This window comes from uncultured Xanthomonas sp. (assembly GCF_964278005.1).
GTDB classification, from domain to species: Bacteria; Pseudomonadota; Gammaproteobacteria; order Xanthomonadales; family Xanthomonadaceae; genus Xanthomonas_A; species Xanthomonas_A sontii.
Genome location: NZ_CAXYKF010000015.1, coordinates 265,790 through 284,536, shown reverse-complemented (window position 1 = coordinate 284,536; position 18,747 = coordinate 265,790). Strand labels below are relative to the sequence as shown.

The following is an 18,747-nucleotide window of genomic DNA, read 5'->3' as shown; positions in this document are numbered from 1 at the left end:
ACCATGTCCTCCGCCCGCCACACCCGCCTGTCCGGCCTGGAACCACTGCTGCTGACTCCGGACCTGCTGTTCGTCAATGTCGGCGAGCGCACCAACGTCACCGGCAGCGCGCAGTTCCGCAAGCTGATCAAGGAAGAGCGTTACGAGGAGGCGGTGGAGGTGGCGCGCCAGCAGGTCGCCAACGGCGCGCAGATCCTCGACGTCAACATGGACGAGGGTCTGATCGACTCGGAGAAGGCGATGGTGCGCTTTCTCAACCTGATCATGTCCGAGCCGGACATCGCACGCATCCCGGTGATGGTCGACTCCTCCAAGTGGAGCGTGATCGAGGCCGGGCTGAAGTGCCTGCAGGGCAAGAGCGTGGTCAACTCGATCTCGCTCAAGGAAGGCGAGGCGCCGTTCGTCGAGCACGCGCGCAAGGTGCTGCGCTACGGCGCCGCGGCGGTGGTGATGGCCTTCGACGAGGTCGGCCAGGCCGACACCTGCGCGCGCAAGGTGGAGATCTGCACCCGCGCCTACCGCATCCTCACCGAGCAGGTCGGGTTCCCGCCGGAAGACATCATCTTCGATCCGAACATCTTCGCCGTGGCCACCGGCATCGAGGAGCACGACAACTACGCGGTCGACTTCATCGAGGCCACCCGCGAGATCAAACGCACCCTGCCGCATTGCCACGTCTCCGGTGGTGTGTCCAACGTGTCGTTCTCGTTCCGCGGCAACGAGACCGTGCGCCAGGCGATCCATTCGGTGTTCCTGTATCACGCCATCGCCGCGGGCATGGACATGGGCATCGTCAACGCCGGCGGCATGCCGATCTACGACGAACTGGATGCGGAGCTGCGCGAGCGCGTGGAGGACGTGATCCTCAACCGCCGCCGCGACGCCACCGAGCGCCTGCTGGAGATCGCCGAACGCTTTAAGAAGGCCGGGACCCGGGACTCGGGACCCGGGTCCCGGGAGAAGCTGGCGTGGCGCGAGAAGACGGTGCGCGAGCGCTTGAGCCATGCGCTGGTGCATGGCATCGACGAGTTCGTCGAGGTCGATACCGAAGAGGCGCGGCAGCAGGCCGCGCGGCCGCTGGACGTGATCGAAGGCCCGCTGATGGACGGCATGAACGTGGTCGGCGACCTGTTCGGCGCCGGCAAGATGTTCCTGCCGCAGGTGGTGAAGTCGGCGCGGGTGATGAAGAAGGCGGTCGCCTACCTGCTGCCCTACATCGAGGCGGAGAAGCTGCGCAGCGGCGACACCGGCAAGTCCAACGGCAAGATCGTCATGGCCACGGTCAAGGGCGACGTGCACGACATCGGCAAGAACATCGTCGGCGTGGTCCTGGCCTGCAACAACTTCGACGTGATCGACCTGGGTGTGATGGTGCCGACCCAGACCATCCTCGACCGCGCCCGTGCCGAGAACGCCGACATCATCGGCCTGTCGGGGCTGATCACCCCGTCGCTGGAAGAGATGACCCACGTCGCCCGCGAGATGCAGCGGCAGGGCTTCTCGATGCCGCTGCTGATCGGCGGCGCCACCACCTCGCGCGCGCACACCGCGCTGAAGATCGACCCGCATTACGCGGCGCCGACGGTGTGGGTCAAGGACGCCTCGCGCGCGGTGGGCGTGGCGCAATCGCTGATCTCGCGCGAACTGCGCGCGGCCTTCGTGGCCGCCAACGACGCCGACTACGCCGAGATCCGCCAGCGCCACAAGAACCGCGGCGACGCCAAGCGCCTGGTCTCGCTCGCGCACGCGCGCGGGCAACGCTTCGACGGCGGCTGGGACGCCTACACCCCGCCGGCGCCCAGGCAGCCCGGCCTGCACGTGTTCGACGACTACCCGCTGGACGACCTGGTCCCGCTGATCGACTGGACCCCGTTCTTCCAGGCCTGGGAACTGGCCGGCAAGTTCCCGGCGATCCTCACCGACGAGATCGTCGGCCAGCAGGCCAGCGAGCTGTACCAGGACGCGCGGGCGATGCTGCAGCGGATCGTGGAGGAGAAATGGCTGACCGCCAAGGCCGTGTTCGGGCTGTGGCCGGCGCAGTCGGTGGGCGACGATGTTGTCGTCCTGACGGACCGGGAATCGGGAAACGGGAATGGGGAATCGTCAGGCGCGACCGCGCCGCTCGACCATTCCCGATTCTCCATTCCCCATTCCCTGCACTTTTTGCGACAACAGGTCGACAAGCCCGCCGAGCGCCCGGACTTCTGCCTGGCCGACTTCATCGCCCCGCACGACAGCGGCAGGCAGGACTGGATCGGTGCCTTCGCGGTCACCGCCGGCATCGGCATCGAACCGCACGTGGCGCGCTTCGAGGCCGCGCACGACGACTACAACGCGATCCTGCTCAAGGCCCTGGCCGACCGCCTGGCCGAGGCGCTGGCCGAACGCCTGCACCAGCGCGTGCGCACCGAGTTCTGGGGTTACGCCGACGACGAGGCACTGGACAACGAGGCGCTGATCGCCGAGCGCTATCGCGGCATCCGTCCCGCGCCCGGCTATCCGGCCTGCCCCGACCACAGCGAGAAGCAGACCCTGTTCGCCCTGCTCGACGCCGGTCGCAATGCCGGCATGTCGCTCACCGAGAGCTTCGCGATGCTGCCGACCGCCGCGGTGTCCGGCTACTACTTCAGCCACCCGCAGAGCCAGTACTTCGTGGTCGGCCGGCTGGGCAAGGACCAACTCGCCGACTACGCCCGGCGCAAGGGCGTCTCGCTGCAACAGGCCGAACGCTGGCTGGCCTCGAACCTGGACTACGATCCGGAGTGAACCCACGCCGACCGCAGGCGCTCCTATAGCGCCTGTGCCGCCCCACGCGCCTTCGAGTCCAGCGCCGATGCCCATGTCCACACCGTCCCCATTGAAGATCGTGGTCACCGGCAGTGCCGGCCGGGTCGGCCGCGCGATCCATATCCGGCTCGCGCGCGAGCACCACGTCAGCGGCTTCGACCGGACGCCCTGCTCCACCGCCGACTGGGTCGGCGACCTCGACGATGCCGCACTGCTGGCGCGCGCACTGCAGGGCGTGGACGCCGTAATTCACACGGCCGCGCTGCATGCCCCGCACGTCGCGCATGTGCCGGCGGCGCGCTTCCGCCAGGTCAACGTCGACGGCACGCGCCGCGTCCTGGACGCCGCGGCGGCGGCCGGCGTGCGCCGCATCGTGTTCACCAGCACCACCGCGCTGTATGGCGACGCAGCCACTCCCGACGGCAGCGCCGGCTGGGTCGACGAGACGCTGGCGCCGCAGCCGCAGACCATCTACCACCACACCCAAGCTGGAGGCCGAGGCGCTGCTGCGCGAAGCGGCCGACCAGGGCGGTCCGAGCGTGCGCATCCTGCGCATGTCGCGCTGCTTCCCGGAACCGGTCAACGTGATGGCGGCATTCCGCCTGCATCGCGGCATCGACGCGCGCGACGTCGCCGAGGCCCATGCGGCGGCATTGCGGCGTGCCGGGTCGGCAAGCGCGACGTTCGTGATTTCCGGCGCCACCCCGTTCCTGCGCGAAGATTGCGCCGAGCTGCACACCGCGGCACCGGCGGTCCTGCACCGTCGCGCGCCGACGTTGGTGGCGGCGTTCGCGCAACGCGGCTGGGCACTGCCGGAACGGATCGATCGCGTCTATTCGCCGCAACGGGCGCTGGACGCGCTGGGCTGGCAACCGCGCCATGGTTTCGCGGAAGTGCTGCACCAATACGACACGCACGTGCCCGAGGTGCTGCCGCCCAACGACGGACGCGCCGTCAGCGACTGAACGCCCGGCGCTGATCGGCACACCGGGTTCGGATGGCGGAGCAAGGATGTGCGCCGTCGGCGCGAACCGGAAGTGCCCGGGGTTTTACCGGCCGGTTCGCGAATCCCGATAAGCACTTGATCGAAAAAGGGAAATGCCTGGGCACCATGAAACCGGGCAAGGCAGCCCCGCCCCCTGCACGTCGCCGCACGCCCGTTTCGCGAAATCGGCACTTTTTCCTTAGTCCCGGCCGGCAGTTATGCTGAGGGCTGTCGCGCCCTCTCGGGCGCGTGGATTGAAACAGCCCAAATCTTGATACAACGCCATTTGCAAGGCGTCGCGCCCTCACGGGCGCGTGGATTGAAACTCGATCTTTGAGATGTCGGCCTGCTTCAATCCAGTCGCGCCCTCACGGGCGCGTGGATTGAAACTCGTCAAGGGCGCGCGTGCCTCGACCAGGCCCGAGTCGCGCCCTCACGGGCGCGTGGATTGAAACATAGTCGGTGGTCTGCAGGGGTGGATGATGAGGAGGTCGCGCCCTCACGGGCGCGTGGATTGAAACACACCGGCGGCCTGCAAACCGACTGGTTGCCGTGGTCGCGCCCTCACGGGCGCGTGGATTGAAACTTCCCGCTGGAATTACAATCGTGCTGCCCGTCAGTCGCGCCCTCACGGGTGCGTGGATTGAAACCTGGCTTGCAAGATCGACGCGCTGCTCGGTTCCGGTCGCGCCCTTACGGGCGTGTGGATTGAAACCCCTTGCCGGCAGGGACTCGCTCACGCATGCCTGTCCCGCCATCCAAGGCGCCTGGGTGGAACCGTACCAGGCCCTTGGTTGCGCGGAGGCGCGATTCACGCCATCACCGCACCATGGACCTCAGCGCAGCAACACCGAAATGCCGAGGCCGCCCTGCCAGTCCGGGGTCTGCGACGACAGGCCGCGCAGCACCGACAGATCCAGTTGCACGCGGTTGGCGAACAGCCAGGTGACGCCGCTGCCAAGCGCGCGCATCTCGTCCTCGCCGCCGCCGATGCCGGCCTCGACGTAGGCGCTCAGCGTGTCGCAGGCGTAGAAGGTGTAGCTCGGCGAGACGCTCCAGCCGGAGCCGTCCTCGCTGTCGCTGACATTGCCGTATAGCGCCAGGCTACGCCCATCCGGCAGGTCCCAGCCGGCACTCACGCCCAGGTCGTAGCGGTGGCCGGCATCGCCGTACGGCGCGCGCCCGACCGGCAGGCTGGCGCTGCCGAGCAACGCCCAGCTGACGCGGTCGCTGGCGCTGGGCAATGCCTGCTTCAAGCCGATGCTGGCGTCGCCGCCACTGTGCCCGCGCTGGTCCTGCCCGCCGCCGCGCACGCGCTGCCACACCTGGCTGTCGATCGCCAGCTGCAACTCGGTGCGTGCGCTCAGGCCGAACCGCAGCCGGCTGTTGGCGACATATTCGGTGCTGCGCACGTCGCCGTCGCGGTCGTAGCTGCCATCGAAGAACGCCTGTTCCCAGGCCAACTGGCCACGCTGCAGGGTGGTCGAGGCGAAGCCGATACCGGGCCGGTCGAACGCCGGCGTGTCCTCGGCGCAGGCCACGCCGGCAGTGCCGGTAGTGGCCGCCAGCAGCAGCGCCCCGCGCAGCAGCACATCGCCGCGGCGGCGCAACTGCGGCCGGCGGCCATGGTGGGTGGCGACGAACGACGGCACCGCCCGCGATCGCTGCGGCGCGAGAAAAGGCAGAACAGGCATGCGCGAACTCCTTGCGATGCGGGAGCGGAGGGCTGCGCCTCAAGGCGCCGGCGGCGAGTGTGCCTGGATCGCCGCAATGTGCGATGTGAAGCCCGGCAGCAGCACCCGGTTGCCGTAGCCGCTGAGGTGATCGGCATCGAAGAACAGCGGGCGCCCGTCGCGGCTGCCGCTGCAGTACTGCGCGTCGCACAGCAGCGGCAACGGATCCCACACCGAGGCATGCGGCAGCTGCGCGGCGATGCGCTGCAGGCTCTGCAGCACCGGCGCACGGTAGCGCTCCATCGTCGCGCGTGCGATCGGGATGCCGCGCGCGCAGATCGGATTGCCGCGGTTGAACCAGTCCGAACAGCGATACGGCGGCGCGCGCAGCACCGGCTTGGGCGCTTCGAAGACGATACGCACGCCGCGCTGCGCCAAGGGCTGCAGCAGCGCGACCGCAGCCGCTTCGCCAGCGCTGCGCGCGGCCTGCGCCTCGGCACCCTCCTGCTCGGCCATCGCCGCAGTCTCGTCGAACAGGCGGTCCTGATCGGCCAGGCGCAGCACGCGCAGGGCGGGCAGAAAAAGTACATCGCCGTCGCGCGCGTGCGCGGCGACGTCGGCCAGGGTGCTGCGCTCATAGGCCTGGCAGCCGGGATTGCTGGCCTGCCAAGCCTGCAGGCCGACGATCGGGCAACCGCCGACACCGTAAAGTCGCACCGGCACCCCGCTCTGCAGCGCGAAGCGCCGCAGCAGTTCGTTGTAGGCCAGCGCATGCGAGTCGCCGGCCACGAACACCTGGCCGCCGTCATCGCGGTTGGGCAGCGTGCAGGCGCCGCGCTCGAACAGCTTGGCGCTGCCCACCTGCACCGGCACCTGGCGGGTTTGCAGCGCGCACTGCGGGAACTCCCGGCGCAGGCCCTTGGCATAGGCGTACCAGTCCAGCGGATGCCGGCTGACCGTGCTCAACCCGTAATAGCGCTGGGCGTTCTGCAGCAGCGCATGGGTGCCGCCGGCGAGCAGCACCAGGCCCAGCCCGGCGACGATGGTCCGCGCCGGCGTGCGCGCGCGGCCGATGCGGCCATGCCGCCACGGCAGCTCCACCCAGCGGTACGAGGCCAGCGCCAGCAAGGCGACCAGCAGCAGCGCCGCGGCTCTGGTCGGCGCCGATTCCAGACCGACGGTCCAGCGGAACAGCACGAACACCGGCCAGTGCCACAGATACAGCGAATACGAGACGCGGCCGATCGCCACCGGTACGCGGTGCGCCAGCGCGCGCCGGATCCAGCCCGCCGGGGCGCCATGCAGCAGCGCCAGCAGGGCGAGTGTGCCCAACACCGGCCACAGTCCATCCGGCCACGGCGAGTGGCCGGGACGCGCGCACCACAGGCCGACCACCACCGCCGCCAGCGCCATCGCCAGCAACGGCGAACGCCAGCTCCAGGCGCCCGGCGGCGACGCCTGCGTCCCGGCCTCGAAGCGTCCGCGCAGCGCCAGCACCTGGTACAGCAACACGCCGCTGCCCAGTTGCCAGAAGCGTGCGGTGGTCAGGTAGAACGCGGCCGCCGCATCGCCGGCATCGCGGCTATGCCGCCAGGCGAACGCCAGCGAGGCGGCCGAGGCCAGCGCCACCAGCAGCGTCGACCACACCCGACCGCGGCCGCCACGGTTCCAGGCCAGGAACAGCAACGGGAACAGCAGATAGAACTGCTCCTCCACGCCCAGCGACCAGGTATGCGTGTACGGATTGAATTCGGCCTTGGGCGAGAAGTAATCGTTGCCGGTCGCGGCCAGCACCCAGTTGCTGAGGCCGACGAAGGCCATGCGCCCGGTCCTGGCGCTGGTCTCGCTGAGCCAGGACTCGGGAATGAACAGGCCGCTGGCCAGGGCCGTGACCAGCAGGCACACCACCAGGGCCGGCGCGATGCGGCGCAGGCGCCGCGCATAGAACTGCGCGAACACGCCCAGCTGTCCGGCCGCCGGCAGGCGCTGCAACGACGCGCTGACCACGAAGCCGGAGATCACGAAGAACATGTCCACGCCGGTGAACCCGCCCGGCAACCACTGCGGGTCCAGGTGATAGGCGATCACCGCCAGCACCGCGATCGCGCGCAGCCCGTCCACGTACGGCAGATAGCCGCCGCCGGCCTGCGCGGGCGGCGGCGTGTGGCCGCGCCCGACGGCCAGCGTGCCCGTCCCTGGCAGCGCCACGTTTACCAGACCAGATCGTCGGGGATCTGGTACTTGGGATCGGCGTAGGGGTCTTCTTCTGCCGTCGCGTTCGGATCGACCCGCAGCGCCACCGCCGCCGGGAAGATCGCTTCGGCCTGGTCCAGCAGCGCCGCGGTCACCAGCAGGTAGCGACCGTTCTGCTGCAGCACGCCCAACTCGCCGGCGTTGAGCGCCTTGAGCTGGTCGGCGGTGACGTAGATGCGCTTGATCTTGCCGCCATAGGGGAAATGGCGGGCGATGTCGGCCTCGGCGTGGTTCAGCGCCTGGCCCTTGAGCAGTTCGTCGAGCTTGGCCCGCGCTTCACGGCGCAGGCGCGCTTCTTCCTGCTTCTGCCGCTCGGCCTCGATGCGCTCGTCCTTCTCGCGCTGGGCACGGATCGCATAGGCCTTGGCCAGATCGATGTCCTCGCGGCTGCGCGGCGGCCGCCCCGGCTGGCCGCCAGCGCCCTGCGGCTTGCCCTGGCCAGGGCCGTTCCCGTGCGGACGACTGCGCCCGCCGCCGGGCTTGCCGGCGTTGGGCGCGCCGCCGGGAGCGCGCTCGCCGCGCGCCCCGGCCGGTGCCGGGCGCTGGCCCGGCCGTCCCTGCGGCCGCGGCGCGGCAGGCGGGGCTTTGCGTTCGGGTTTCGGCGCGGGCTTGAAGCCCAGGCCCAGCAATTGCTCGCGGAGGGTATCGCTCATCGGGACGGCATCGGTCGGTTCGGGGGATCAGTAATGCGGCGGCGGCGGTTCGTCGGCCGGATCGGCGTAGAGCGTGCTGCGCACCTTGCCCAGATCTTCGAGCAGGTGACGCAGCAACTCGGCGTTGCGCTGGCTTTCGATACGGGCTTCGGCCAGGGCATCGCTCATTTCCGACAGCGCCTGCTCCTGGAAGGAGAGGCGCGTTTCCAGCTCGATCAGGCGGTTCTCCAGCAACCGATCCCGGGTGGAAAAATCATGCTGCATGGATTGAACGTCCGCGGCCGATGCCGTAATACGCCAGGCCGAAGCTCTCGATTTCCTGCGGATCGTAGAGATTGCGGCCGTCGAACACCACCGCATCGCCGATCAGCTCCTTCATGCGGGTGAAGTCGGGGCTGCGGAACTGCTTCCACTCGGTGACCACCGCCAGCGCATCGGCGCCTTCCAGCGCGTCGAAGGCATCGTCGCAGAAATGCAGATCGGCGCGCTCGCCGAAGATGCGCTTGGCCTCGTCGGTCGCCTCCGGATCGTAGGCACGCACCGTCGCGCCCGCCTCCCACAGTTGCGCCAGCAGGCGGCGGCTGGAGGCGGCACGCATGTCGTCAGTGTTGGGCTTGAAGGCCAGGCCCCACACCGCGAAGGTCTTGCCCTTCAGCGACTGCGCCGCACCGTAGTGGCGCTGGATCAGCTCGTACAGATGGCCCTTCTGCGCCTCGTTGACCGCTTCCACCGCATCCAGCAGCCGGGGCGCATGCCCGACCTGCTGCGCGGTGCGCGCCAGCGCCTGCACGTCCTTGGGGAAGCACGAGCCGCCGTAGCCGGCACCCGGGTAGATGAAGTGCCAGCCGATGCGAGGATCAGAGCCGATGCCCTGGCGCACCTTCTCCACGTCGGCGCCGACGCGCTCGGCGATGTTGGCGATCTCGTTCATGAAACTGATCTTGGTCGCCAGCATCGCGTTGGCCGCGTACTTGGTCAGTTCGGCCGAGCGCACGTCCATCTCCACGATGCGGTCGTGGTTGCGGTTGAACGGCGCGTACAGGCGACGCAGGCGCGCGGCCGAGCCGGGCTTGCTGCTACCGATGACGATGCGGTCCGGGCGCATGCAATCGGCGACGGCATCGCCCTCCTTCAGGAACTCCGGGTTGGAGACCACGTCGAACTCGATCGCCTCGCCGCGCGCTTCCAGCTCCGCGGCGATCGCCGCACGCACCTTGTCGGCGGTGCCGACCGGCACCGTCGACTTGTTGACCACGATGGTCGGCCCCTGGATGTGCTGGCCGATGGTGCGAGCCACCGCCAGCACGTACTGCAGATCTGCGCTACCGTCCTCGTCCGGCGGCGTGCCGACGGCGATGAACACGATATCCCCATGCGCGATGGCGCTGGCCGCATCGGTGGTGAAGAACAGCCTCCGTGCGGCGTGATTGGCCTTGACCATCGGCGAGAGGCCAGGCTCGTAAATCGGGACCACGCCCTTGTTGAGCCCATCCACTTTGGCCTGGTCGATGTCTACGCACACCACATGGTGGCCGACTTCGGCCAGACAGGTTCCGGTGACGAGCCCGACATAGCCGGTGCCGAATATCGCTACGCGCATGTAATCTCCTTTCGGTTATTGAAGGATGTTCAAAAGTTCCACGTCGAAGGTCAACATCGCATCCGGGCCGATCGGGCTGCCCGGCATTCCCTGCGGGCCGTAGCCCAGATTGGACGGAATCCAGAAGCGATACTTGGACCCCACCGGCATCAGCGCCACGCCCTCGCTCCAGCCCGGCACGACCTGGTTCAGCGCGAACTCGGCCGGCTGGCCGTTCTTGTAGGAGCTGTCGAAGACGGTGCCGTCGAGCAGCTTGCCCTCGTAGTTCACCCGCACCTTGCTGCTGGACGTGGGCCGCGCGCCGCTACCTTCGCGCAGCACCATGTACTGCAGGCCGGACGGGGTGGTGATCACGCCCTTCTGGTTCTTGTTCTGCGCCAGGAAGGCATTGCCTTCCTGCTTGTTCTTGGTCGCCACCGCGGCCTGCTTGGACGCACCGAAGGCCTGCAGCGTGGCCATCGCCTGCTCCTGGGTCATCGCGGTCTGGCCCTTGGCGAACACCGTGCGCACCGCGCCCATCAGCGTCGGCAGATCGATGTCGTTCTGGATCCGCGCCAGCGACGGACCGACCGCACGGTCGCCCAGCATCAGGCCCACGTTCTCCTTGGACACCGGCGGCGGCTGCGTGCCCGGCGCCATGCCCGGCACCGGCTGGCCGTTGCGCGCGGCCAGCTGCGTGCGCAGCGCGGTGTCGGTGGCCTGGGTCTGCTCATCGGACAGCAGCGGCTTGCCCTGCTTGAAGGCGTTCTCGATCGCGCGCTGCATCGCGTCCACGTCGATGTCCTGGGCGATCGGCTCGAACGAACGCGCCACATCCATGCCGATCGCGTAGCTGACCTTCTGCTTCTCGGTGCTCAGCGTCGTCGCCGTGCCGCCGGCCGCCGGCGCCTGCGCGGACGCGTGACCGGCGACCATCGCCATCCCCACCACCAGCGACGCCACGGCGCCGCGCATTCCCATCTTCATTCGCTACTTTCCCTGGAAGTGAACTGTGAACTGGACGCGCCGAACTGGCGCAGACAGAGGCCGGCATTGTCGCATGTGCGGCCGAGATGTTGACCCGCTTTCAGTGCGACGCCGGCTGCGCTTTCAGTTCGCGTTCGATGGCACTGCGCAAGGCCGGATCGTCCGGCGTGACCTTGCTCGGGAATTGCGCGACCACGCGCCCATCGCGCGCGATCAGATACTTGTGGAAATTCCAGCCCGGCGCCACGCCGGTGGCCTGGGTCAGTTGCTTGTACAGCGGCGTCGCCTCGTCGCCGATCACGTGCACCTTCTCGAACATCGGAAACTTCACCCCGTAGGTGAGCGTGCAGAATTCCTGGATCTGCTTCTCCGATCCGGGCTCCTGGCCCTTGAAGTCGTTGGACGGGAAGCCGAGCACGCTGAAGCCCTGCGCCGCGTACTGCTGCTGCAGCTTCTCCAGGCCGTCGTACTGCGGGGTGTAGCCGCACTTGCTGGCGGTGTTGACCACCAGCAGCACCTTGCCGCCGTAGGTCTTGTTCAGGTTCACCTTCTCCTTGCCGGCCAGCGGACGGTAGTCCCGGTCCAGCAAGGAGCCGGCCCAGACACTGCCGACGGTGCCGACAGCGGCCAGGATCGCGAGGAAAAACAGACGCTTGGGAAGTTTCATGGGGCACCGTCGAGAAGAAGTAAGGAAGTGGCACGCGACCAGGTCAGAAGTTGGGTCTGCAGCGTGTTGACATGCCGTGTAACGGTGTTATAGTTAAATACAACACCACTCACCCAGAGCAGGTCCCACGATGAACCTCAAACGCCTCCAGCGCAGTCTTCCGGCCCTGGTCATCGTCGGCACCCTGCTCTGCGCGAGCTGGATCGGCGCCCAACGCCACCAGGGACGGCCGCTGGATTATGGCGCCAGCACGCCGCACGACGACAGCGCCGCCGGCGCCGCACCTTCTACCGTCCCGGCGGTGCGGCGTCTGCGGGCTTCGCTGTCCGTGCCTTATTTCTCCTTCGCGCGCACCCTGCGCCCACGGAGCTGACCATGAGCGATATCCAATGGAGCGACGGCGCTCCGATCTACCGCCAGCTGAAGGAGCGCGTCATCGCGATGATGCTCGACGGCATCCTCAAGCCCGGCGACGCCCTGCCCTCGGTGCGCCAGGTGGCCGCCGAGTACCAGCTCAACCCGATCACCGTCTCGCGCGCCTACCAGGAACTGGCCGACGAGGCCCTGGTCGAGAAGCGTCGCGGGCTGGGCATGTTCATGACCGAGGAAGCGGCGCAGAAGCTGCGCGGCAGCGAGCGCGAGCGCTTCCTCAACGAAGAGTGGCCTCTGGTGCTGGAACGCATCCAGCGCCTGGGCCTGACATTGCAAGACTTGTTGCCACCGGGGAAAACGCCATGACTGCCGCTGTCGCCGCATCCGAATCCGTCGTCTACGCGCAGGGGTTGCGCAAGACCTACAACAACAAGCCGGCGCTGGCCGATGCGTCCTTCGCCATCGCGCCGGGCCGCATCGTCGGCCTGATCGGCCCCAACGGCGCCGGCAAGACCACCGCGCTGAAGGCGGTGCTGGGCCTGACCGCCGTGGAAGGCGAACTGCGCGTGCTGGGCATGGACCCGCGCAAGCAGCGCGACGCGCTGATGAACGAAGTGTGCTTCATCGCCGACGTGGCGGTGCTGCCGCGCTGGATGCGGGTCAGCGAGGCGATCGACTTCGTCGCCGGCGTGCATCCGCGCTTCGATCGCGCCAAGTGCGAGCGCTTTCTGGCCAACACCAAGCTCTCGCCCAAGCTGCGGGTGCGCGAGATGTCCAAGGGCATGATCGTGCAGCTGCACCTGGCCCTGGTGATGGCGATCGACGCGCGCCTGCTGGTGCTGGACGAGCCGACCCTGGGCCTGGACATCCTGTACCGCAAGGAGTTCTACCAGCGCCTGCTGGAAGACTACTTCGACGAACAGAAGACCATCATCATCACCACCCACCAGGTGGAGGAGATCGAGCACATCCTCACCGACGTGCTGTTCATCCGCGACGGCCGCATCGTGCTCAGCGCCGACATGGAGCACATGGCCACCCGCTACACCGAACTGCTGGTGCCGGCCGAGCGCATCGAGGCGGCGCGCGCGCTGCAGCCGATCGACGAACGCGGCCTGCCGTTCGGCAAGTCGGTGTTCCTGTACGACGGCGTGCCGCAGGCGCAGCTGACCGCACTCGGCGAAACCCGCACCCCCGGCCTGGCCGACCTATTCGTCGCCATCATGAAGGGCACCTACGCATGAACGCTCCCGCCAAATCGATCTCTCCCGTGTCCACCTTCAAGTGGCTGCTCAAGCGCGAGTTCTGGGAACACCGCGGCGGTTTCCTGTGGGCCCCGGTCATCACCGGCGGCATCGTCGCCACCCTGTACACGGTGCTGTCGATCATCGGCAGCATCGCCGGCCGCAACCACGGCGGCGGCGTACGTCTGAACGATGTGCAATGGGAAGGCCAGGCCAACAACGCCCACCAGATCATCGGCGCGGTCGGCGACGGCACCATGCTCGCCGGGGTGATCCTGGCCTGCATCGTGGTCGGCTTCGTGGTGTTCTTCTACGCGCTGGGCGCGCTGTACGACGACCGCCGCGACCGCAGCGTGCTGTTCTGGAAGTCGCTGCCGCTGTCGGACACCGGCACCGTGCTGTCCAAGGCCGCCTGGGCGCTGCTGCTGGCGCCGCTGCTGGCGATCGGCATCGGCCTGCTGATCGGCCTTGCACTGTGGGTGGTCACCGCCCTGACCCTGTCGGTCAACGGTATCCCGCAGAGCACCGCGGTCTTCACCGAATCGCACCCGCTGCGCATCATCGGCATGGTCCTGGCCGCACTGCCGGTGCAGGTGATGTGGTCGCTGCCGGCGATCGGCTGGCTGATGCTGTGCTCGGCCTGGGCGCGCAGCAAGCCGTTCCTGTGGGCGGTGCTGATCCCGATCCTGGGCTGCGTGATGGCCAGCATGATGGGCATCCTGCCGATGCTCGATGTCAACCACAATCTGATCTGGTACACCGTGGTCTACCGCGGCCTGCTCAGCGTGCTGCCCGGCAGCTGGGGTCCGGTGCTGAACGAGCAGGTGGCCGAGACCCACATCAGCGGTCCGCAGGATCTGGTCAATGCGATCCATCTCGGCGACAGCTGGGTGCTGTTCCGCGACCCCGACATCTGGATCGGCGCCGCGGTCGGCGTGGCCTTCATCGTCGCCGCGATCTACGTGCGCCGCTGGCGCGACGAAGCCTGATCGCACCTCCGTCTCTCTACCCTTTTCCGCAAGGAGTTTTCCGATGCGCAAGACCCTCGCCCTGTGTGCCCTGCTGTCGCTGCCGGCCGTCGCCATGGCCGACGACTGCAAGTATTCCGAACCGCGCGAACTGAAGCTGGATCTGACCGGGGTCAAGTCGGTGCTGCTGGACGTGCAGCAGAACGACCTCAAGCTCAGCGGCGCCAGCGGCGACTCCACTCTGCGCGGCCGTGCCTGCGCCTCCGACGCCGACATGCTCAAGGAGCTGACCCTGCGCCAGCGCCACGACGGCGACACCCTGGTGGTGACGCTGAAGCACGAGGGCAAGATCCACGGCATCAGCGTCGGCAACCGCTACGCCTACCTCAACTTGGCCGGCAGCATCCCCGCCAACCTGCCAGTGCAGCTGCAACTGGGCTCCGGCGACGCCGAGATCAGCGGCGTGGCCTCGCTCGACGCCAAGGTCGGCTCCGGCGACCTGCACGCGCAGAACATTCGCGGCGCGGTCAGCGCCACGGTCGGCTCCGGCGACATCGAACTGCGCAATGTCGGCAGCGTGGCCCTGCCGACGCTGGGCTCGGGCGACGTCAAGGCCGATCAGGTCGGCGGCGACGTCAAGGTCGGCACCGTCGGCTCCGGCGACCTGACCGTGCACGGCGTGCGTGGCAGCGTGCAGGTCGACAGCGTCGGCTCCGGCGACGTGCAACTGCGCGACGTCACCGGCAATGTCGCGGTGCAGACCGTGGGCTCCGGCGACCTGGATGTCGGCACCGTCGGCGGCAACCTGAGCGTGCAGAAGGTCGGCAGCGGCGACGTCACCCACCGCGGCGTGCGTGGCAGCGTCAACCTGCCCAAGCCGCGCTGATCCTGTCACCCGATTCTCCTTCCACATCCACACGAGGACGCGCCCATGCAGTACCGTTCCCTGTCCCTGGCCGGCGTCGCCCTGGCCGTGCTGTTCTCGCTCAGCGCCTGCCAGCGCTCGGCCTCGTCGAACGACCGCGTCGTCGTCGATCACGGTGGCGCGCAAAGCCTGACCTTCCTCAACGGCGACCTCACCCTGAAGGCCGATGGCCAGCCGCCGGCCACCATCACCCGCGACGGCAAGCTGTTGATCGATGGCAAGCCGGTCGCGCTGGACGCCGAGCAGCAGCGCCTGTTGCTGGCCTACCGCAGCCAGATCGAGGCGGTCGGCAAGCAGGGTGTGGAAGTCGGCAAGGCCGGCGCGGCACTCGGCGTGAAGGCGGCCGGCGATGCGATCAGCGGCGTGCTCAGCGGCGACACCGAGCACATCGGCGCGCAGGTCGAAGCGCAGGCCGACAAGATCAAGCAGGCGGCGCTGAAGATCTGCGACCAGGTCGCCGCGCTGCGCGCCGCGCAGGATGCGCTGATGCAGAAGGTGCCGGCGTTCCGCCCCTACTCCACCCTCGACGACGGCGACGTCAGCGACTGCAAGCACTCGGCCGCGTAATCGGCGGCAGCCACGCTGCCGCGACCATCGTCCACGAGCGCCCGCTGAGTCCGCGCTCCACCCCACAGTCGTGCAAACGTCTGCCGGGCGGGTCGCGGTCTCAGCGGGCGTAGTGTTTCGCGCCGGCCACGCAGACCATCGCGACCAGGGTCACCGCCAGCATCGTCCAGCTCACCATTTCGTGCAGCAGCAACGCGGCCAGGCCCAAGCCGATGAAGGGCTGGAACAACTGCAGTTGCCCGACCGCCGCGATCCCGCCTTGCGCCAGGCCGCGATACCAGAACACGAAGCCGATCAACATGCTGAACAGCGAGACATAGCCCAGGCCAAGCCATGCCGGCATGCGCACGGTGCCGAACGACGCAGGCTGCGTCAGCAAGGCCAGGGACACCATCAGCGGCAGCGACAGCACCAGCGCCCAACAGATGACCTGCCATCCGCCCAGCGTGCGCGACAGGCGCGCGCCCTCCGCATAGCCCAGCCCACACAGCACCACCGCGGCCAGCATCAGCAGATCGCCCTGCCACGAGGCGTCGATCCCGCCGATCGCCGCATAGCCGACGACGCTGCAGGCACCGGCCAGCGAGAACACCCAGAACGGTGGACGCGGGCGTTCGCCGGCGCGCAACACGGCGAACACGGCGGTGCACAACGGCAGCAGGCCCACGAACACGATGGAATGCGCCGAGGTCACATGCTGCAGCGCCAGTGCGGTCAGCAGGGGAAATCCGGCCACGCCCCCCAGCGCCGTCATCGCCAAGGCGGGGAGTTCGGCGCGGCGCGGACGCGGTTGCCGAAACCCGAGCAGGAGCGCCAGCCCCAGCGCGGCGGCAATGCTGGCGCGGGCGCAGGTCAGGAACACGGGGGAGAAATCGGCGACCGCGACGCGCGTTGCGGGCAACGACCCCGCAAAAATCATCACGCCGATACATCCATTGATCCAGCCACCGGTGGTTTTTTCCATGCGCGTCTCCTGCTGCATCGCCGTTGCAGTAGACGCCTCGCGGGACCGATCCGGCCAGATACGATCCAATACGGTTTCGCAGTACTGTTATGGCTCAAGACCCAGTACAGCTGACGACAGTGGACAGACCCGTAGCACCCGGCACGCGCATCGATGCGGTGATGGCCGACATCCGCGCCCGCATCGCCAACCGCACCAGCCTGCCGGGAGCGCGCCTGCCCTCCGTGCGCGCGCAGGCGCGCGCGCTGCGGGTGTCGGTGTCGACGGTGGTGGAAGCCTACGAGCGGCTGGCGGCCGAGGGCGCGATCGCGGCGCGCCCAGGGTCGGGCTTCTATGTGGCCGGGTCGGTGGCCCCACTGGCGCTGGCGCAACTCGGCCCGAAGCTCGACCGGCAGATCGATCCGCTGTGGGTGTCGCGGCAGTCGCTGGAAGCGGATGCGCGCGTACTCAAGCCCGGCTGCGGCTGGCTGCCACCCGAATGGCTGTACGGCGCGGGCATGCGCCGCGCACTGCGCACGCTGGCGCGCGCCGACACGCAGGAACTGACCGAGTACGCCACGCCCCTGGGCCACCCCGGCTTGCGCCAGTTCCTGTCGCGACGGCTGGCGGGCAATGGCGTGCAGGCGCCGCCCGAACAGATCCTGCTCGCCGAATCGGGCACGCATGCGATCGACCTGATCGGCCGTTTCCTGCTCTCGCCCGGCGACACGGTGCTGGTCGACGACCCGTGCTACTTCAATTTCCATGCCTTGCTCAAGGCGCATCGCGTGCAGGTCGTGGGCGTGCCCTATACGCCGAACGGACCGGACGTGGCGCACTTCGAAGCGGCGCTGCGGGCGCATGCGCCGCGGCTGTACATCACCAATTCGGGGATCCACAACCCCACCGGCGCGACCCTGTCCGCGGCGACGGCGCACCGGCTGCTGCTCCTGGCCGAGGGCTCGGACCTGGTGATCGTCGAGGACGACATCTTCGCCGACTTCGAGACCAGCCCCGCCCCGCGGCTGGCGGCCTTCGACGGCCTGGCGCGGGTCATCCAGATCGGCAGCTTTTCCAAGACGGTGTCGGCGTCGCTGCGTTGCGGCTACATCGCCGCACGTGGCGACTGGATCGAAAGCCTCGCCGACCTGAAGATCGCCACCAGCTTCGGCGGCGGCCGGCTGGCGGCCGAGGCCGTGCGGATCGCCCTGACCGACAGCGGCTACCGCCGGCATCTGGAGACCTTGCGGCGGCGCCTGGCGGAGCAGATGGCCAGGACGGTAGAGCGGCTCCAGGGTCTCGGCGTCCGACCCTGGCTGATTCCACGGGCCGGCCTGTTCCTTTGGTGCAGGCTGCCCGCGGGCATGGAGGCCGCAGCGATCGCGCACGCCTGCCTGCAGGAAGGCGTGGTGCTGGCGCCGGGCAATGCCTTCAGCCAGTCGTTGAGCGCAGGCGATTTCCTGCGTTTCAACGTCGCGCAATCCACCGACGAACGGATCTTCAGCGTGCTCGCGCGCGCCATGCAGTCCGCTTCGACCTCACGCAGCTGATGCGCGGCCAGCGCGCCTCGCCACGACCGCAGCCGCCGCACGTTCTAGAATGCCCGCACTCCCCCACTGCATCGCCTCCATGAAGAAGACGCTGTTCGCCTGGTTCTCGCTGTTGTCGTTATGCCTGCTGCTCGCCGCCTGCGGCGGACGCGGCGGCGAGACCACCTCCTCGCGCGCCGAGCGCAGCAAGCCGCGGGTGGCGGTGGACAGCATGAACGTGATGCTGCGCCGCGCCCCGGCCGCCAATGCCACCATTGGGCCCGACGGCAGCCTGCGCATCGACGATATCGAACTGCCGCTGCCCGCCGCGCAGCGCACCGAACTGCAGCAGTTGTTCATGCACCTGCAGATGCAGCGCCAGCGCACCCTGGAGACCGCGGCGCCGGACCCGAACATGCGCTCGGTGGGCTTCGCGCCGACCCCGGAGATCACCGAAGCGCAGGCGGCCGTGCTGCGCGACATTCCCTCGCTGCAGCCCTACCGCGACAGTTTCGGCAACCTGCAGGCCGAGCGCCGCTGAGGCGTGCCGGCGCGCGTGCGCCGGCATGAGAGCCCTCAGTAAGAGTTGGCCCCTTCCTTTGGGAGCGGCTACAG

Annotated in this window: 18 protein-coding genes and 1 CRISPR repeat array; of the genes, 10 read left to right on the top strand and 8 right to left on the bottom strand. The window is 68.6% G+C overall.

The features are described from left to right. The first annotated feature begins 3 nt into the window (after positions 1-3). Complete coding sequence (gene metH / locus ACHWVH_RS09730) at positions 4-2,766, top strand: methionine synthase (protein ID WP_394687058.1); 2,763 nt, start codon at positions 4-6, stop codon at positions 2,764-2,766. A 67-nt stretch (positions 2,767-2,833) separates the two neighbouring features. Next, complete coding sequence (locus ACHWVH_RS09725; protein ID WP_394687057.1) at positions 2,834-3,766, top strand: NAD-dependent epimerase/dehydratase family protein; 933 nt, start codon at positions 2,834-2,836, stop codon at positions 3,764-3,766. Positions 3,767-4,002: 236 nt separating this feature from the next. Next, a CRISPR array of direct repeats spans positions 4,003-4,487; the repeat unit is 31 nt; unit sequence GTCGCGCCCTCACGGGCGCGTGGATTGAAAC. 121 nt (positions 4,488-4,608) lie between these two features. On the opposite strand, the gene ACHWVH_RS09720 is transcribed toward ACHWVH_RS09725, so the two are convergent. The 7 genes from ACHWVH_RS09720 to ACHWVH_RS09690 all read right to left on the bottom strand — a co-directional run bounded on the left by ACHWVH_RS09720 (position 4,609) and on the right by ACHWVH_RS09690 (position 11,584). Next, positions 4,609-5,466 (bottom strand): transporter, encoded by an 858-nt coding sequence (locus ACHWVH_RS09720; RefSeq protein ID WP_394687056.1) that lies wholly within the window; start codon positions 5,464-5,466, stop codon positions 4,609-4,611. A 39-nt stretch (positions 5,467-5,505) separates the two neighbouring features. Then, on the bottom strand, positions 5,506-7,653 hold the full coding sequence (locus tag ACHWVH_RS09715) for an acyltransferase family protein (RefSeq protein ID WP_394687055.1): 2,148 nt from the start codon (positions 7,651-7,653) through the stop codon (positions 5,506-5,508). A gap of 2 nt (positions 7,654-7,655) precedes the next feature. Next, positions 7,656-8,351: a DUF2058 domain-containing protein gene (locus tag ACHWVH_RS09710; protein ID WP_152182593.1), complete on the bottom strand. Its 696-nt coding sequence runs from the start codon at positions 8,349-8,351 to the stop codon at positions 7,656-7,658. A gap of 27 nt (positions 8,352-8,378) precedes the next feature. Then, positions 8,379-8,615, bottom strand: coding sequence for a SlyX family protein (locus ACHWVH_RS09705; RefSeq protein ID WP_295925553.1), 237 nt, complete (start codon positions 8,613-8,615; stop codon positions 8,379-8,381). Next, positions 8,605-9,951, bottom strand: a complete 1,347-nt coding sequence (locus ACHWVH_RS09700) for a UDP-glucose/GDP-mannose dehydrogenase family protein (protein ID WP_017908103.1) — start codon at positions 9,949-9,951, stop codon at positions 8,605-8,607. The genes ACHWVH_RS09705 and ACHWVH_RS09700 overlap by 11 nt, the downstream gene beginning before the upstream one ends. Positions 9,952-9,966: 15 nt before the next feature. Beyond that, on the bottom strand, positions 9,967-10,917 hold the full coding sequence (locus ACHWVH_RS09695) for an FKBP-type peptidyl-prolyl cis-trans isomerase (RefSeq protein ID WP_148827766.1): 951 nt from the start codon (positions 10,915-10,917) through the stop codon (positions 9,967-9,969). Between the two features lie 100 nt (positions 10,918-11,017). Then, positions 11,018-11,584 carry a glutathione peroxidase gene (locus tag ACHWVH_RS09690; RefSeq protein WP_295925556.1) on the bottom strand — a complete coding sequence of 189 codons (567 nt, stop codon included), beginning with the start codon at positions 11,582-11,584 and terminating at the stop codon, positions 11,018-11,020. A gap of 130 nt (positions 11,585-11,714) precedes the next feature. Here ACHWVH_RS09690 and ACHWVH_RS09685 point away from each other — a divergent pair, with 130 nt between their 5' ends. From ACHWVH_RS09685 to ACHWVH_RS09660, 6 genes are read left to right on the top strand one after another with little or no spacing between them, the layout of a single operon-like run. Beyond that, on the top strand, positions 11,715-11,957 hold the full coding sequence (locus tag ACHWVH_RS09685; protein WP_010344229.1) for a hypothetical protein: 243 nt from the start codon (positions 11,715-11,717) through the stop codon (positions 11,955-11,957). 2 nt (positions 11,958-11,959) lie between these two features. Then, on the top strand, positions 11,960-12,322 hold the full coding sequence (locus ACHWVH_RS09680) for a GntR family transcriptional regulator (RefSeq protein WP_017908106.1): 363 nt from the start codon (positions 11,960-11,962) through the stop codon (positions 12,320-12,322). Continuing rightward, positions 12,319-13,200 (top strand): ABC transporter ATP-binding protein, encoded by an 882-nt coding sequence (locus tag ACHWVH_RS09675; RefSeq protein WP_267114386.1) that lies wholly within the window; start codon positions 12,319-12,321, stop codon positions 13,198-13,200. The genes ACHWVH_RS09680 and ACHWVH_RS09675 overlap by 4 nt, the downstream gene beginning before the upstream one ends. After that, a complete protein-coding gene (locus ACHWVH_RS09670) occupies positions 13,197-14,189 on the top strand; it encodes a hypothetical protein (RefSeq protein WP_043092173.1) in 993 nt (330 codons plus the stop codon). The genes ACHWVH_RS09675 and ACHWVH_RS09670 overlap by 4 nt, the downstream gene beginning before the upstream one ends. Positions 14,190-14,232: 43 nt before the next feature. Continuing rightward, positions 14,233-15,054 carry a DUF4097 family beta strand repeat-containing protein gene (locus tag ACHWVH_RS09665; protein ID WP_394687054.1) on the top strand — a complete coding sequence of 274 codons (822 nt, stop codon included), beginning with the start codon at positions 14,233-14,235 and terminating at the stop codon, positions 15,052-15,054. Between the two features lie 45 nt (positions 15,055-15,099). Next, entirely contained in the window at positions 15,100-15,660 is a 561-nt protein-coding gene (locus ACHWVH_RS09660; protein ID WP_295925558.1) for a DUF2884 family protein, read from the top strand. 100 nt (positions 15,661-15,760) lie between these two features. Here the strand turns inward: ACHWVH_RS09660 and ACHWVH_RS09655 are convergent, their stop codons facing one another. Further along, a complete protein-coding gene (locus ACHWVH_RS09655; RefSeq protein WP_394687053.1) occupies positions 15,761-16,624 on the bottom strand; it encodes a DMT family transporter in 864 nt (287 codons plus the stop codon). A gap of 161 nt (positions 16,625-16,785) precedes the next feature. On the opposite strand from ACHWVH_RS09655, the gene ACHWVH_RS09650 reads away from it, so the two are divergent. Both ACHWVH_RS09650 and ACHWVH_RS09645 read left to right on the top strand, forming a co-directional pair. Beyond that, positions 16,786-18,153, top strand: a complete 1,368-nt coding sequence (locus ACHWVH_RS09650) for a PLP-dependent aminotransferase family protein (protein WP_267102936.1) — start codon at positions 16,786-16,788, stop codon at positions 18,151-18,153. A gap of 79 nt (positions 18,154-18,232) precedes the next feature. Next, positions 18,233-18,673, top strand: a complete 441-nt coding sequence (locus ACHWVH_RS09645; RefSeq protein ID WP_017915026.1) for a hypothetical protein — start codon at positions 18,233-18,235, stop codon at positions 18,671-18,673. Positions 18,674-18,747 lie beyond the last annotated feature (74 nt).